11 protein-coding genes and 3 pseudogenes are annotated in these 13,349 nt (G+C 70.0%); 5 read left to right on the top strand and 9 right to left on the bottom strand.

The features are described from left to right. Window positions 1-337: 337 nt before the first annotated feature. From MUK52_RS31060 to MUK52_RS31035, 6 genes and pseudogenes are all read right to left on the bottom strand, one after another. Window positions 338-616: a transposase gene (locus tag MUK52_RS31060; protein WP_350206468.1), complete on the bottom strand. Its 279-nt coding sequence runs from the start codon at window positions 614-616 to the stop codon at window positions 338-340. A 187-nt stretch (window positions 617-803) separates the two neighbouring features. Continuing rightward, window positions 804-872, bottom strand: a pseudogene (locus tag MUK52_RS31055) (helix-turn-helix domain-containing protein); the annotation flags it as partial. Between the two features lie 347 nt (window positions 873-1,219). Next, the gene (locus MUK52_RS31050) at window positions 1,220-1,795 is read right to left on the bottom strand and encodes a GNAT family N-acetyltransferase (RefSeq protein ID WP_284581815.1); all 576 of its coding nucleotides are present in this window, start codon (window positions 1,793-1,795) and stop codon (window positions 1,220-1,222) included. A 428-nt stretch (window positions 1,796-2,223) separates the two neighbouring features. Continuing rightward, a complete protein-coding gene (locus tag MUK52_RS31045) occupies window positions 2,224-3,081 on the bottom strand; it encodes an MBL fold metallo-hydrolase (RefSeq protein WP_284581814.1) in 858 nt (285 codons plus the stop codon). A gap of 165 nt (window positions 3,082-3,246) precedes the next feature. Next, window positions 3,247-3,741, bottom strand: a complete 495-nt coding sequence (locus MUK52_RS31040; protein WP_284582056.1) for a TetR-like C-terminal domain-containing protein — start codon at window positions 3,739-3,741, stop codon at window positions 3,247-3,249. A gap of 27 nt (window positions 3,742-3,768) precedes the next feature. Further along, window positions 3,769-3,951 (bottom strand): annotated as a pseudogene (locus tag MUK52_RS31035) (transposase); the annotation flags it as partial. Window positions 3,952-4,034: 83 nt separating this feature from the next. Between MUK52_RS31035 and MUK52_RS31030 the strand changes: the two are divergent. The 4 genes and pseudogenes from MUK52_RS31030 to MUK52_RS31015 all read left to right on the top strand — a co-directional run bounded on the left by MUK52_RS31030 (window position 4,035) and on the right by MUK52_RS31015 (window position 7,343). Next, window positions 4,035-4,595: a hypothetical protein gene (locus MUK52_RS31030; RefSeq protein ID WP_284581813.1), complete on the top strand. Its 561-nt coding sequence runs from the start codon at window positions 4,035-4,037 to the stop codon at window positions 4,593-4,595. 52 nt (window positions 4,596-4,647) lie between these two features. Further along, entirely contained in the window at window positions 4,648-5,187 is a 540-nt protein-coding gene (locus tag MUK52_RS31025) for an NUDIX domain-containing protein (protein WP_114058692.1), read from the top strand. Window positions 5,188-5,414: 227 nt separating this feature from the next. Continuing rightward, a pseudogene (locus MUK52_RS31020) lies at window positions 5,415-6,701 on the top strand (IS256 family transposase). Between the two features lie 471 nt (window positions 6,702-7,172). Beyond that, window positions 7,173-7,343 (top strand): hypothetical protein, encoded by a 171-nt coding sequence (locus MUK52_RS31015; protein WP_284573925.1) that lies wholly within the window; start codon window positions 7,173-7,175, stop codon window positions 7,341-7,343. Here the strand turns inward: MUK52_RS31015 and MUK52_RS31010 are convergent. From MUK52_RS31010 to MUK52_RS31000, 3 genes are all read right to left on the bottom strand, one after another. Then, the gene (locus MUK52_RS31010) at window positions 7,337-8,773 is read right to left on the bottom strand and encodes a PKD domain-containing protein (protein ID WP_162793223.1); all 1,437 of its coding nucleotides are present in this window, start codon (window positions 8,771-8,773) and stop codon (window positions 7,337-7,339) included. The genes MUK52_RS31015 and MUK52_RS31010 overlap by 7 nt on opposite strands. Window positions 8,774-9,435: 662 nt before the next feature. Then, window positions 9,436-12,096, bottom strand: a complete 2,661-nt coding sequence (locus MUK52_RS31005) for a DEAD/DEAH box helicase (RefSeq protein WP_284581812.1) — start codon at window positions 12,094-12,096, stop codon at window positions 9,436-9,438. Continuing rightward, window positions 12,093-12,653, bottom strand: coding sequence for a hypothetical protein (locus MUK52_RS31000; protein ID WP_284581811.1), 561 nt, complete (start codon window positions 12,651-12,653; stop codon window positions 12,093-12,095). Before MUK52_RS31000 ends, MUK52_RS31005 begins: the two co-directional genes overlap by 4 nt. A gap of 125 nt (window positions 12,654-12,778) precedes the next feature. On the opposite strand from MUK52_RS31000, the gene MUK52_RS30995 reads away from it, so the two are divergent. Beyond that, on the top strand, window positions 12,779-13,153 hold the full coding sequence (locus tag MUK52_RS30995) for an ankyrin repeat domain-containing protein (protein WP_284573923.1): 375 nt from the start codon (window positions 12,779-12,781) through the stop codon (window positions 13,151-13,153). Window positions 13,154-13,349: the final 196 nt, after the last annotated feature.

Below are 13,349 nucleotides of genomic sequence, written 5' to 3'. Positions count from 1 at the left end.
ACGCCCCGGCCGTCCTTGCCTGCGGCGGCACCGCCGGCCTCGCCTTCACGTGAGAAAGGCCTGGCGGCGGTGACGAGGCCCCGGGTCGGCGAGTCCGCCGACGACCGCCGTGGCCCAGCAGGGCATCGGACGACCCGGCCGAGGGCCGAGGGCCGCCACCCGCGGTGGCGGCCCTCGCGCATTCCGGGGTCCCCGACCGGCGGCGGGCAGCCCGCGCCAGGGGCGGCGTACAGACACGGAATCCGCTCCCGGCCCCTGCAGCCGGAATCCGGACCGCGCGCGACCGGATTCCGGCCCGCACTTCAGGGGCGCCCTGTTGATCAGAAACTCGTGGGGTTCACTCGTCGGGGTTCAGCTCGGGTGGGTACGACAGGAAGTGCAGCTCGGTCTCGTCGGCGTGGTCGACGAGCCAGGCCCGGACGGCTTTCGAGCGGTGGGCCGGGTGCCGGTCGACGACCAGGTGGACCTTGCGGTCGAGGTGCCCGACGAGCCGGTCCAGGAAGCGGCACATGACCTTTGCGTCGAACGACTCGGCGAAGACCATGAAATGCATCCGGCCCTTCGTGCTGATCGCGGACATCGCGTTCACGGAGAACCGGTTCCCAGTGCGGCGCACGAGGGGAGTGACGCCCTCGACACCCCGGGTTGCGGCCGGTGACCTGGTCCGAACGGACCCCGACCTGGTCGCCGAAGAGAACCTCGGCGTTCTCCGCCCTCGCCCTGGCCCGGATCGCCGGCCAGGTCTCCTCGTGCCTGACCCGGACCGCCTCCGGATCCTGCTCGACCGCCCGCTTGTCCGGACGCTGGAAGGTCAGCCCCCAGCGCTTGAGGTACTTGCCCACGCCGGGCTCGGTGAACCGGACCTGGTACACCTTGAAGATCAGCTCGCCTGTCTGCCTGCGTTTCCACAGCTGACCCGAAAGCCCCAGGTCACAGGGGATGTGGTCGAGGACGGCCTGCCGGACGGCGGCAGCCCGGCCTCGGACAGGACCTGATGCTCGCCCGCGCGACGGCCTCGCGGGCGCGACAGCAGTGCTTGAACAGAGCGGCCACCTCTACCCGGTCCCTGCCCTCCACCAGCGCGGACACCGCCAGCAACCGCACGGCCTCCTGCGCGTCCGGCGACCAGGCCCGCGCATCCCCCACCAGATCACTCACACGCCATCAAGGAGCCTGAACTCAAAGCGTTTCGGATCAACAGCTGCTGCACCCCCCCGTATCAGCGGCGGCTGGCCGTAGGCGTGGCGGTCGGGTGCCACTCGCGGCGGAGGAGGCCGAAGACCCAGGAGTCGGAGACGTCGCCGTTGACGACGCAGTCCTCGCGGAGGGTGCCTTCGCGGACGAAGCCGAGCTTCTCCAAGACCCGCGCGGACGCCATGTTGCGTGTGTCGGTCTCGGCCTGGACGCGGTTCAGGTCCAGGGTGTCGAACGCCCACCGCAGGACGGCGTGCCCTGTCTCCGTGGCGTAGCCGCGGCCCCACGCGGCAGCATCGAAGACATAGCCCAGGGACGCGCTGCGGAAGTCCGGGTTCCAGCTGGCCAGGCCGCACCAGCCGATAAACGCGCCGTCGGAGACGCGGTCGACGGCCACCCGCGCTCCCGTGCCTTCCTCCTCGATCGTCCGGCAGGTCGCGAGGAAGCGCAGGGCGCGGGCTGGTTCGGTCCACGGCGGGGAGTCCCAATAGCGCAGCACGTCGGCGCTGCTGTGCAGCGCGTAGAGCGACGCCGCGTCGGCTTCGGTGAACGGCCGCAGCCGCAGGCGGGCGGTGTGCAGCTCGGGGGTGGGCAAGGCCATGCGGAGCATCCTGCCGCGGCACGCTCGCTGCCGGCCACTCGTTTATCCGGACGGCTGGGGACGCGTACGTCCCCGCGGTGACGCCGGACGCGCCGGATGGTCGGTGAGCTCGCAGCGCCGTGCCGGCCATCCCACCCAGCAGCAACCTCTCCGCGCCAGTGCGGCCGCCCCGGGTGGGCTGCTGGGCAGGTCCGTCGCGGGTTGCCGGTGCAGGGCCGGGGGCCGGACGGGCCGCGCCCGCTTGGCCGCCCGACGGGCGGTGACCTCGCACCGTTCGCCGACGGCGTCCTGGCGCCCTGGTCCGTCCCCGCCCGCGAGAAGGGGCCGGCTGACCGGAGCGGTCGCCCGCGCGCCGAACGCGGGCCAGGGCGGGGATGAGCCCGCGTGGCGGTGGCCCGCCGACCCTGGTCGGCCGCGCAAGGCCGCGATCACGCCGGGAGGAACGGCTCGGTCAGGTGGGGCGTGGCCAGGTGCAGCGTGGTGGCGGGTTCGCGTGCGAGCATGCGCTTCCTCGAGTGCCTTGCCGTCTCGGGGTCGGCCTCGTGCGCGTAGGCGAGGTCGGGGTGGAGCAGCTGGAGCGCGTGCACCAGGAGGTCTCCGGTGATGAGCGCCGTCTCGTGCCCGTCGGCGATCAGCACGCTCTGGTGTCCGGGCGTGTGGCCCGGCGTGGCGACGACATGCCCGGCCCGCAGCGGCGTGTCCCCGTCGAGGAGCCGGAGCCGGCCGGCGGCCGCGAGCGGGTCGGTGAGGGTTTCGCGAAGCTGCGGGTTGAGCGTGTCGAGGGCGTCGAACTCGGCGCGCTGCAGCAGGTACTCGGCGTTTGGGAAGTAGGGGCGGCGGTCGCTCGCCGAGACGTTGCCGTCCCCTGCGCCGTCCCGGGACGGGACGGCCTCCTCGGTCACGACCGCCCACCCGACGTGGTCGGTGTGCAGGTGCGTGAGCACCACGGTGTCGACTTCGGCCGGGTCGATGCCCGCGGCGGCGAGCGACGCGGGGAGGGAACCAGGCACCGGCGCCCACGAGCTGGCCGGGCTGTCCGCCGGGCCGATGCCGGCGTCCACGACGGTAAGACCCTTGTCGCTGCGGACCGCGTACGCGCGGAACTGCAGGTGCCACCGTCCCTCGGCATCGACCCCGCCGGGGTCGTAGCGGTCGGCCTCGGCCCACTGTGTGGCCGTGGCCTCGGGGAATGCCTCGGCACGTGGGGAGAAGAACGGGCCCTCGGCATCCGCGAGGGCAAAGATCTCGGCCGAGCCGATCCGGAGGCGAGGAACGCGGAGAGGCATGGCCCCGATCTTGTCATGTCCTCGCGCGCTGGGGAGGCGGGTGCGTCTCCTGTGCCGAGGAGCGCGCTTTTCACAGCACAGGGGACTTTCGCGACGTCGGCTCCGTACGCTCCACCTCCGCGCTGTCACCGTCGAGGTCGCGAGTCCGTGGGCATCGCTCTCTCCTCAGGGGCCGGGTTCCGTTCGGCGGAGGGCGCGGAATACCGAGGGAGTTGTCCATCCGCGCAGTGTGGCGTGGATTGCCGATCGGAATGCGGTGTCGGCCATGGCGGTGTCGAGGGCTCCGGCGAGTTCGAGGGCGACGAGTCCGTGGAGGGTGGCCCAGATCGACAGGGCGATGGGTGTGGGCTCGCCGTCGAGGAGAGATGCCGCCCGTGCGCGGTCGATCGCTTCGACAAGGGGGCGGACGGGGTCGGCTTCGCCGACCTGCCCGCCGGGCTCGAAGGACTGAACACCGCCGAACAGGACGGTGTACAGGTGGGTGTGTTCCCGTCCCCAGTGGCGGTAGGCGGCGGCCAGGGCGTAGAGGTCGGCCAGGGGGTCGGCGGAGGCCTGTACCGCCGACAGGCTCTGGAAGAGCCCGGCGACGGCTCTGTCGCGTACCGCACGGATCAGCCCGTCTTTGCCGCCGAAGAGGGGTCTGTCAATCGAACGGTGCAACCAGGGTGTTCGAGGTTGCTGACGTGTTGCGGAGAGGCGGTCGTCGAAGGTGATGTCGAAGGCGTTCAGGGCGGTCTTCCAGCGCATGGTCCAGCGGGTCTGGCCCTTCCCGGTGGGGTCGAGGGACATGATCGCCATGTAGACGCATTTCAGGGCGGCGGTCTCGTTCGGGAAGTGCCCGCGGGCCTTGACCGCCCGCCGGATCGAGGCGACCGAGCAGCGGGCCAAGGTGTGGGCGAAGCTCGCCGACGACTTCGAGGGCGTCACCGGCCTGGTCGCGAGGCGGCCGCCGGTTGGCCGCTGCCGCGGCCGAGCACCTGCACGGACAGGTCCACCCCCAGGTCGCCGCGTACGCGGCCGCGCTGGAGCGCGCCGGCTACCCGCCGAGCCTGTTCTTCTCCCGCACCTTCACCATCGACACCGGCCAGATCGTCAACCAGGGCCGCGCCGAAGCCCTGTTCTGCGGCCTCGCCGCCACGAACGGCGAACCGATGACCCCGCGCGAGGAACGCGGCTTCGGCCAGGCCAGCCTGTCCACCGTCCGCGGCCCGATCTGGCGGATCACCCCGGTCCCGCTCACCCCCACCGGCCGGCTGCCGATCGCGGTCGCGGGGAAGAAGAACCCGACCACCACCGCGCTGAGCCTGCTGGTGGAGGAGCTCGACCCGTGCCCCCTCTCCCCGGTGATGCGTGCCACCGGCTGCCAGCCGCGCCTCCACGTTCTGCGTCTGCCGGTCGGCTGGATCGAGCACACCAGCATGAGTCAGGGGCGCGAGGCATTCGCTCTGCCGGGCCTCCCCGCTCTCTCTGACCGTCGGCACGCGGACTTAAGGCCCCGGGCGCGGGGTGGGTGAAGTCGGGGCGAAGCCCACCCGGTACCTGGCGCTGGCCGAGATACTGGCCGCCATGACGAACACCCCTGCCACACCCGCCCCGTTCTCCCGGATCAAGATCCGGACCGGGGCGCTGGTGTTCTGCGGCGACGACGTCGCCCTCATCCGCCGCGACCGCGCCGACTCCACCCACTACACCCCGCCCGGCGGCAACGTCGAGGACGGCGAAGACCTCGACGTTGCCCTCGCCCGGGAACTCGCCGAGGAACTCGGCCTGGACACGGCGCTCGCCGAAGGCGGAGACCTGCTGTGGGTCGTCGACCAGTGCGTCACCCGGCCCGGCCCGACTCCGCCCCCGCGCAAGCTCCACCTGATCTACCGCTTCCACATCAGCCCCGACGTCCGCGCGACGCTCGCCGAGCAGGAGCTGGACGAGCTGCCCGACGGCAGCCACGAAGTCGGCGTGATCGAGTGGATCGACTACCGCAAGACTGCCGAACTGCCGATCTTCCCGCCCATCGGCTCCGCCCTCGCCGCCCTCGCCGGCCCCCGTGCCGCCGTCGCCAACGCCGCCCTGGACGCCGTCACCGACGCGAACTACACCTGGGTCTGACCGCCGAAGCGAGCACATGGGCAAGCACCGCCGACCCGGCCCCCCGAACCAGCCGTCCCGCGCCGTTCCGCGCGTGAACGCCGACGACCCGCTAGCCGCGTACAACAAGCGCAGGCGCCCGCCGATGGACGTCTACCGCCGTCACCGGCCCGTGCACGGCGGCGCCGGCCACCTCCGGCGGGACTGTAAATCGTTCGGTGTAACTTCCGATCAAGGAAGGTGCACCGATGGCCAGTGAGAACGTGACCGAGGCCGTCGAGGCGGCTGCGCGGCAGCGGGCCAGGGCGGTGGACGGCCGGCTGATTGATGAGCTGGTGTCCCGTGCCCAGGCCGAGGGCGTGCAGCTGACCGGTGAGGGCGGGCTGCTGCAGCAGTTGACGAAGCGGCTGCTGGAGTCTGCCCTGGAGGGTGGGATCACCGACCATCTTGGCTATGACAAGCACGACCCGGCGGGGAAGAACGGCGGCAACTCCCGCAACGGCACCCGCGCGAAGACCGTCCTGACCGAGGTCGGGCCGGTGGAGATATCCGTGCCCCGCGATCGCGGCGGCTCGTTCGAGCCGAAGATCGTCAAGAAGCGGCAGAAGCGCCTGTCCGGCGTGGACGAGATGGTCATCTCCCTGTCCGCGAAGGGCCTGACGACCGGTGAGGTCCAGGCCCACCTGGCCGAGGTCTATGGCGCCGAGGTCTCTCGCCAGACGATCTCGACGATCACCGACAAGGTCCTCTAGGGCATGGCCGAATGGCAGAGCCGGCCCTTGGACGGCGTCTATCCGGTGGTGTTCATCGATGCGGTCCACGTGAAGATCCGTGACGGAGCCGTCGCCAACCGGCCTGTCTGCGTCGCCCTGGCCGTCACCGTCGAAGGCCGCCGCGACATCCTGGGGCTGTGGGCCGGCGACGGCGGCGCGGGCGCCGAGCACTGGATGCACATCCTCACCGAGATCAAGAACCGCGGCGTGAACGATGTCCTCATGCTCGTCTGCGACGGCCTGAAGGGCCTGCCCGACGCGGTCGAGACCGTCTGGCCGAGGACGATCGTGCAGACCTGCGTGGTCCACCTGCTGCGGAACTCCTTCCGCTATGCGGCCCGCCAGGACTGGGACAAGATCGCCAAGCTCCTCAAGCCCGTCTACACGGCGGCGACCGAGGAAGCCGCACTGGAGCGGTTCGCCGAGTTCGCCGACGCCTGGGGCCGCAAGTATCCGGCGATCGTGCGCCTGTGGGTGAACTCCTGGGAGGAGTTCACCCCGTTCCTCCGCTTTGACACCGAGATCCGCCGCATCGTCTGCACCACGAACGCGATCGAGTCCGTGAACGCCCGCATCCGGCGGGCGGTCAAGGCCCGCGGGCACTTCCCGAACGAGACCGCCGCCCTGAAGTGCGTCTACATGGCGATCATGTCGCTCGACCCCACCGGGAAGGGCCAGGCCCGCTGGACCATGCGCTGGAAGACCGCTCTGAACGCCTTCGACATCACCTTCGACGGCCGCCTCTCCGCAGCACGCCAGTAACCCCAACCACCCCCGTTACACCGTTCGATTGACAGACCCGTCTGGGATGGCCGGCCCGAGGCCGAGGAGGGGCATGGTGGCTGGGAGGAGAAGGCGGAAGATCGACTATGAGTCGGTCACCGGCGATGTGGCGGTGTGGGGTACGGGTTGCTCTGGGGACTTGATCCGGCTGGGCCGCCCCTGGGTGTGGCGGGTACGGTTGTGCTGTGCGGGGAGGGCTGAGGTCGAGAGGGTGACCCGGTCGGAGGGTACGGCGCACGGGGTGAAGCGGTACAGGATCGATTTCTGGCCGAAGGCGGGCTGAGCGGCGGGGCGGGCCCGCGTGGGCGGACCCGCCCCGCCGCGTGTGCATCAGGTGATCTTCACGATGAACCCGTCCTCGAGTCCGTCGATGATCCGGTTGTTGTTGTAGAAGCCCCGGTCGGCACCGGGGCCCGGCAGTCGTGTTGATCGATTGGCTGGAGGTCCGGGGTGCCGATCGAGTCTTTGACGGATGAGCAGGCTGCCGCGTATGCGGCGTTCCGTGGGGCGCCGTCCCGTACGGAGCTGGAGCGGTTCGTCTTCCTGGACGACGCGGACCGGGAGCTGATCGAAAGCAGTCAGGTGCGGCGGCCCCTGCGGCCGCCGCCCGCAGATCAGTAGGCGTCGTACTCGCCGAACCAGTCGACGATGTAGTGGACCTCCCGGCTGCTCTGGTTCCAGAGGTCGATGACGCCGTAGGGGCCGGTCTTGGCCTGGACCAGGTTGGAGACGTCCTTGCCCGCCGTCCAGTTCAGCGCGGAGGTAGTGGGGCGAGGCGGCTTGACCGCGTACCCGTACTGGTACGCGTGGGCCGAGTTCGGGTCGGGAGCGACGGAGAGGTGTCCCGCTCCGGTCGTGCTGGCGACGGTGACGTTCGTGACGTAGGCCTCGATGGGGAGGTCGTAGCGGTTCCCCGAATTCAGGTGCAGGGCGTAGTAACCGCCGGCGAAACAGGGCCAGGTGTTGGGAGGCAGGCCCCTGGTGTCAATGTGACGGAACGGGCCGCCTTCCGCCGGGAGGCCGAGCCGCCACGTGGCGAAGGCAGCCTTGCTGCCGGCACCGTAGTAGCCGACGACGTCGATAATCACGTCGGTCCCGGCCCAGGCCCCGTTGCGGACGTTGATCTTTCCGTCGGCGCCGACGGGGACGATGACCGAGTTGGCGACAGTCTGTCCGGCAGTGAAGTTCAGGCTGGAGGTGGACGGGGCCGCCTGGCCGCTCGGGAAAACCGTCAGGTGGCCCGTCTCCCGGGGGTTGGTGACAGTCACGTTGAGCGCCACAGCAGTCGCGCCGGCAGGGATACCGCTGCGGCCGGTGATCTGGACCCCGAAGGTGTCCTGTCCGGCGACCTGCCCGCGCGCCGCGCCGAGGCCTTCGCGGGTGTCGACGAAGCGGACCGGGTTCAGCGAGGTGTAGCCGTCGGCGGCCGCACGGTCGAAGTAGCCGGTCACGTCCGCGATCAGGTCCACGGCGTTCCAGCCGCCGTTGTACAGCTCGATGTACCCGTCCTTGCCGACGGGTACGATCACCTGGTTCGGGATGGTCTGCCCGGCGGTGTAGTTCACGTTCGAGGTCTTCGGCCTGTCCCTGCCCGAGGGGTAGACACTGACGTGCCCTCCGGCGGTGGCATTGGTCGCCGTGACGTTGAGGACGACCGCGGTGACGCCGGCCGGGACCTTCGCGTTGCCCGCGATCTTCAGCCGGACCGGCGTGTACGCCCCGACCTTCGACCGGGCCGCGCCGATACCGGCCCGGGTGTCGAGCAGCCGGGTGGGAGCGTGCGGAGCGAAGAAGGAACCCGGCGTCGTGAACGGGAGCCGGTTGACCGCCTGGACGTTGTTCACGGTGTCCGTGGCCGTCACGGTGACGGTGTAGTCGCCGGGCCGGGGGTAGGTGTGCCTGACGTCGTACAGGATCTGACCGCCGGTGACGGTGGCCGTGTGCGTCGTGCCGTCGCCCCAGGCGATGGTGACCTCGTGGGGGACGGGCGCCCCTTGGTAGAGGTTGACGCCGAAGGAGATGCTGCGGGCGGTCCTGGCATCGCCCCACATAAGGAGTTCGAGGTTCGAAGCGTCGGCGGAGGCCTGTGTCGAGCCGCCCTCCGCCGCGCTGGAAGGCAGGACCGTACGGACCGTGTTCTCGCCCGGACTGCGGAAGGTTCCGGACTCGGCGGCCGCCGCCTCGTCAGGAGCGGACTCGGGGGGCGGTGCGGAAACCCCAGGCGCCGCAGGACCGGCGGCCTGCGCCGCGCCCGGTATGAGACCGACGCCGACCGCGAGAGCGGCAGCTGAGACAACGAGTCGGCGACTGCGCACCGGCCCCCCAATTCTGTTGCTGATTGAACGAGTTCGAAAGCCCGCCCAGCGTACCGATCGGAACGGACATGTCATACGCCTGACCAGGGCTGATCAGGGCACGGTCTGATCACATCGGGGCTGGGGCGCCGCTCGGGCCGGGCGGGGCGCCAGACTGGTTGCTTTCGCGTGCCGTCAGGGCCAGGGCGAGCGCCGCGGAGGCGGTGACCGCGATGCAGGAGACGGCGAAGGCGGCCCGGTGGCGGTGGGCGGCTCACGCGCTGCGGCGCGGGCTCCTCGTCGCGGCCGTCTTCTTGGCGTCCCGTCTTGCGCGGTGCTGCTGGTCTTCTGCTTGGCGGGGAGGTCGTGCACGGTGGCGGGTTCGCCGCGGGTGGCTTTCGCGTTCTTCTGCGCGGGTATTACGCCCAGTCGACGCCGAGCTTCCGCAGTGCGTCCAGCTGCTCCACGTTGAGCTTGTCCCGGCGGGTTTTGGTGTTGGAGATCCATACGCCCAGCTTTACGATCACCGGCTCGGTCTCGTCGTCGGCCGTGATTTCCTCGGCGTGGTTGCGGGGGACGGGCCGGTGGGCGCCTTCCCGTTCGACCCATTGCGTGAGGGCTGCAAGGCCCCGTTGGAATGCCTGTTGTGCCTTGCTCGGCCCCTTCGCCGTACGCGCTGCCGTCGAGGCCGGAGGCGGCGCCTGGGCGGGTTCGACGCCCAGTGCGGTGAGCCGTGTCTGCTGTTCGGGCAGGAGTCGTGTCCAGGTGGTCGGCTGTTTCTGTTGTTGGAGCCAGCGTCCGATGTCGTCGCCGTCCATGAGTACGCCGGGGGCGATGTCGGGCAGGTGTCCGTCGGCGTCGACGAGGTCGGCGAGGACGCGGTAGTGGCGCTGCCAGTCCAGCGGCCAGGGGCAGTCCCAGTCCGAGTCGATCTCCGTCAGCTGCGCCGCGCGCACGGCGGCCCGTTTCGGGTCCTTGCCGAGGCCGTTCTTGGTGCCCTTGCGGCGGAGGTTGGCCACGTATTGGCCGATGGGCACCATGGCGTCGTTCTCGCCCCACATGGCGTCTTGCCGGGGGGCGAGGTGGCCGGTGGCGCGCCGGTAGGACCGGAGCACGGCGAGCTTGGCTTCCCACGCCTCCTCGCCGGGTTCCCACACCATCCCTGCCTCCGGCGCGTCTAGCAGGGTCTTGCGCCGCTCCTCGAGCTCCCCGGTGCGTAGGGCTTTGCGCTGCTGGTGCACCCACCTGCCGAGTGGGAACGCCTTGGTTACGCCGACCTCGGTCTCGGTGTCGTACGGGACGGCGTACAGGCCGGTGATCCCGTTCTCGGCCCGCCACCGCAGCAGGGCCTGGTAGCCCTCCAGCCACACCAGCGACTCGGGCCGGTAGACCCGGGTGCGCAGGAACGCGGCGATGGTGGCGGCGTCGCGGGGGCTGGAGAAGTGCAGCAGCGCCGACTCCGCGGCCGCGTCGGTGTCGTCCTCCTGGTCCTCGCCCTCCCCGCCGGCCCCGATGATCCGGCCGTCCTCGTCGCGCCGGACGTGGACTTTGCGCTTGCCGCTCGTCAGGGCGCGGGAGGCGAGCTGCTCGACGAGGCGTTCATCGTGACTGCGCAGGCCCTGAAGGACCGCTACGAGCGGCTTGAAGCTGGCGGAGGCGACCATGTCGGTGGGGTCCTCGTTCGGCTCCAGGAAGATGGGCACGATGATCCGGGCGATCTTCGTGGTGCCGTCCTTGTTGAGTCGGAGCGCGCGGCCGATGTTCTGGACGATTTCGACCTGGGAGCCGCGGGTGTCGGCGAAGCAGATGGCCTCGACCCCGCGCTCGCCGGTGATGTCGACGCCTTCCCCGAGGACGCGGACGGAGGCGAGGAAGGCCCGGTGTACACGTCTGTTGTTGGCGTCGATGCCGTTGGCGAATTGGCGCAGGACTTCGCGGCGCTCGGTGACGAGGTGGTCCCCGCACAGCCATGCGGACCAGACCCGGTCGGGCGGGACGTGGCGGCCGGCTTCCAGTTCGTAGAACTCCGCGTCGATGGACGACTTCGGCAGCCTCTCCGCGGCCGCCAGATCGGCATCCGAGGCGTGGGTGGCGTACAGCTCGGCCGCCGTTTCGGGCAGCTTCTCCGCGAACGCGGCGGCCTCTTCCACCTTCTGGTGGAAGGTCATGACGGTGCGGAGGTTGTACGCCGCGGCGTGCTCCAGGAGCGCGGTCTGCAGGAGCGCCAGGCGCCGGCCCCGCCGCGCCTCCTCCGTTTCCCCGAGGACGGGGGAGGGGTCGTGGATCTCCAGGACGTCGATTTCGAAGCCGGCGAGGATTCCCCGCTCGATCGCCTCGCTGAGGCCGAGCTCGGCCAGCCATGCCCCGTACGTGCCGTCCGGGTCGTCTGCCATGGAAGCGATCTCCAGCTCCTGGCCGCCAACGGTCTTCTGCGGGCGGGCGGCTGCGAGGATGCGCGGGGTGGCGGTGAGGTAGAGCCGGAAGTGGGCGGGGATGCGGGTGTTGTCGTGGATGGCGGCCCAGGGGCGTCCGAGGTCGCCTGCGGTGCCGTGGGCTTCGTCGACGATGGCGAGGTCGAAGCCTGCCATCTGCTGTCCGTAGAGCCGTTCCCCGCCTGCAAGGGCGGCCTCCAGAGGCCCGCGGACCTTCCGTCGGCCTTCGGGTGCGTCGGTGTCCTCGCGGTCCACGAGGGAGGCGTACGTGGCGAACACGACTACAGGCCCGTGCCCGGCCCACAGGGCGAGTTGAATGGGGTTGGTGGTGGTGCGCACGCCGAGCTTGTTCAGGACTGGGTCGTTTTCCAGCGAGCACACCGCGACCATCGGGGTCCGGTGGCCCACCAGGCGCCATGCCTGGGCGGTCTGGGCGAGGAGGTCTAGGGTGGGGACGGTGACGAGGATTCGGCCGTCGGGGAAGCAGTCCAGCGCGCTCGCGGCGGCCGTGATCGTCTTCCCTGACCCTGTCGCGGACACGATCGTGGCCCGAGCGCCTTGCGGGGGCACGGATGATCTTGCAGGAAATCCCACCCAGTTTCGGAAACTCGATTTCTGATCCACTTGGTGCTCTCGGAGTGCGATCAAAAGAGTTCTCCTGGTTCGGGTAGGACCTGTTCGACGGATGTGATGTGGCTCGTCCGGTAGGCGCCTTCGGGTCGCTCGTAGGTGTTCCAGGCTCGGTGGGCTGCCTCGCTGAGCGTGCCGGCCATCAGGTGGACGACGAAGTCGGCGCCAGCTGAGGCGTGCTGGCCGATGGGTCGGCCGGTGATGCGGTAGACCCGGTGTCTGAGCAGTTCGAGGGGCGCCTGACCGTCAGGCTTTCTTGCGTGTGCCCGGTCTTCTTCAAGGCGTCGTAGCCGTTGCTCCTCATGGCGGACGGCGCGTGGGTCCTTGGAGGGCTCGTAGTGGGGCATCCGTTGTTCGGTCATGGCGTGAGCGATCCGTCGCCACTGGTTGTGCTGAAAAGAAGCGATCCACCCCTCGCTCAGTGCGAGCGGCTCGACCGACCCGGTACTCGCGAGCGCCTCGCGTTCCTGCGCGAGACGTACCTGCTCCGTAACCTGGGCCAGGTCCATGCCCGTCGCTCTTCTCAGCACCCCGAGGCGAGCTAATTCATGGGGCAGGTACTCGTAGACAGACATCCGTGAACCCTGACTCGAAGCTCCGGGAAGGAGTGACCCTATTTCCCCAATGGTACATGCTGCATCATGTAGGGTCGAAGGCGAGCGCATAGCTGACAGTGTGTAGTGGAACTAAAGAGAGCCGAATGGTCGAGAACCCCTGGACGCCCGCCCACCAGGCGGTCGAGTCCAGCGACCACGCCGCGCTGACCCGCCTCCTCGAGGAAGGCGCAGACGTCAACGAGGTCTGCTGCGGAATGACTCTCTTGGAGCATGCCATCGACCTGGAAGGGGACTCGGCACTTCAGTCAGGGGCCCCGATCGACAGCCGGCTCACAGTGATCCTGCTGGCCTACGGGGCCGATCCGAGACCGCAACCCCCGGGGAGCATGAGCGCGGTCGATCTGGCCGACTACTACGGTCACGATATCGCCTACCGCCTGATAGACCGCATCACCTCAGCTACTGCCAGCCGCCCGCGAAGCGGGCTGTGGTCCTGGAGGCGAAGCCGGAAGGACTGACGGACGTGAGTGAAGCGCACGCCCAATGGGCCGAAAGACGGACGGACTCTGTGAAATGGCGCCACCGGGGCATGGCCCCTGGAGGCGAAGCCGGAAGGACCGGGGGAGCGCATCCACCCAAGCCACGCCACCCCAAACCCTTTGCAGCCAGCCCGGCCGCGCCCAGCGCCGTGGTCCCAGCAGGCGCAGCCGGAGG

It is taken from the genome of Streptomyces sp. 2P-4 (assembly GCF_030167965.1).
Lineage (GTDB): Bacteria > Actinomycetota > Actinomycetes > Streptomycetales > Streptomycetaceae > Streptomyces > Streptomyces globosus_A.
This window is presented reverse-complemented; position numbering and strand designations above follow the sequence as displayed.

What these genes read in the sequence shown, in the direction of transcription:
- MUK52_RS30995 (WP_284573923.1), top strand. Translation starts at nt 12,779, where the DNA reads ATGGTCGAGAACCCCTGGACGCCCGCCCACCAGGCGGTCGAGTCCAGC.
- MUK52_RS31050 (WP_284581815.1), bottom strand. Translation starts at nt 1,795, where the DNA reads ATGGCCTTGCCCACCCCCGAGCTGCACACCGCCCGCCTGCGGCTGCGG.
- MUK52_RS31025 (WP_114058692.1), top strand. Translation starts at nt 4,648, where the DNA reads ATGACGAACACCCCTGCCACACCCGCCCCGTTCTCCCGGATCAAGATC.
- MUK52_RS31010 (WP_162793223.1), bottom strand. Translation starts at nt 8,773, where the DNA reads ATGTGGGGCGATGCCAGGACCGCCCGCAGCATCTCCTTCGGCGTCAAC.
- MUK52_RS31045 (WP_284581814.1), bottom strand. Translation starts at nt 3,081, where the DNA reads ATGCCTCTCCGCGTTCCTCGCCTCCGGATCGGCTCGGCCGAGATCTTT.
- MUK52_RS31000 (WP_284581811.1), bottom strand. Translation starts at nt 12,653, where the DNA reads ATGTCTGTCTACGAGTACCTGCCCCATGAATTAGCTCGCCTCGGGGTG.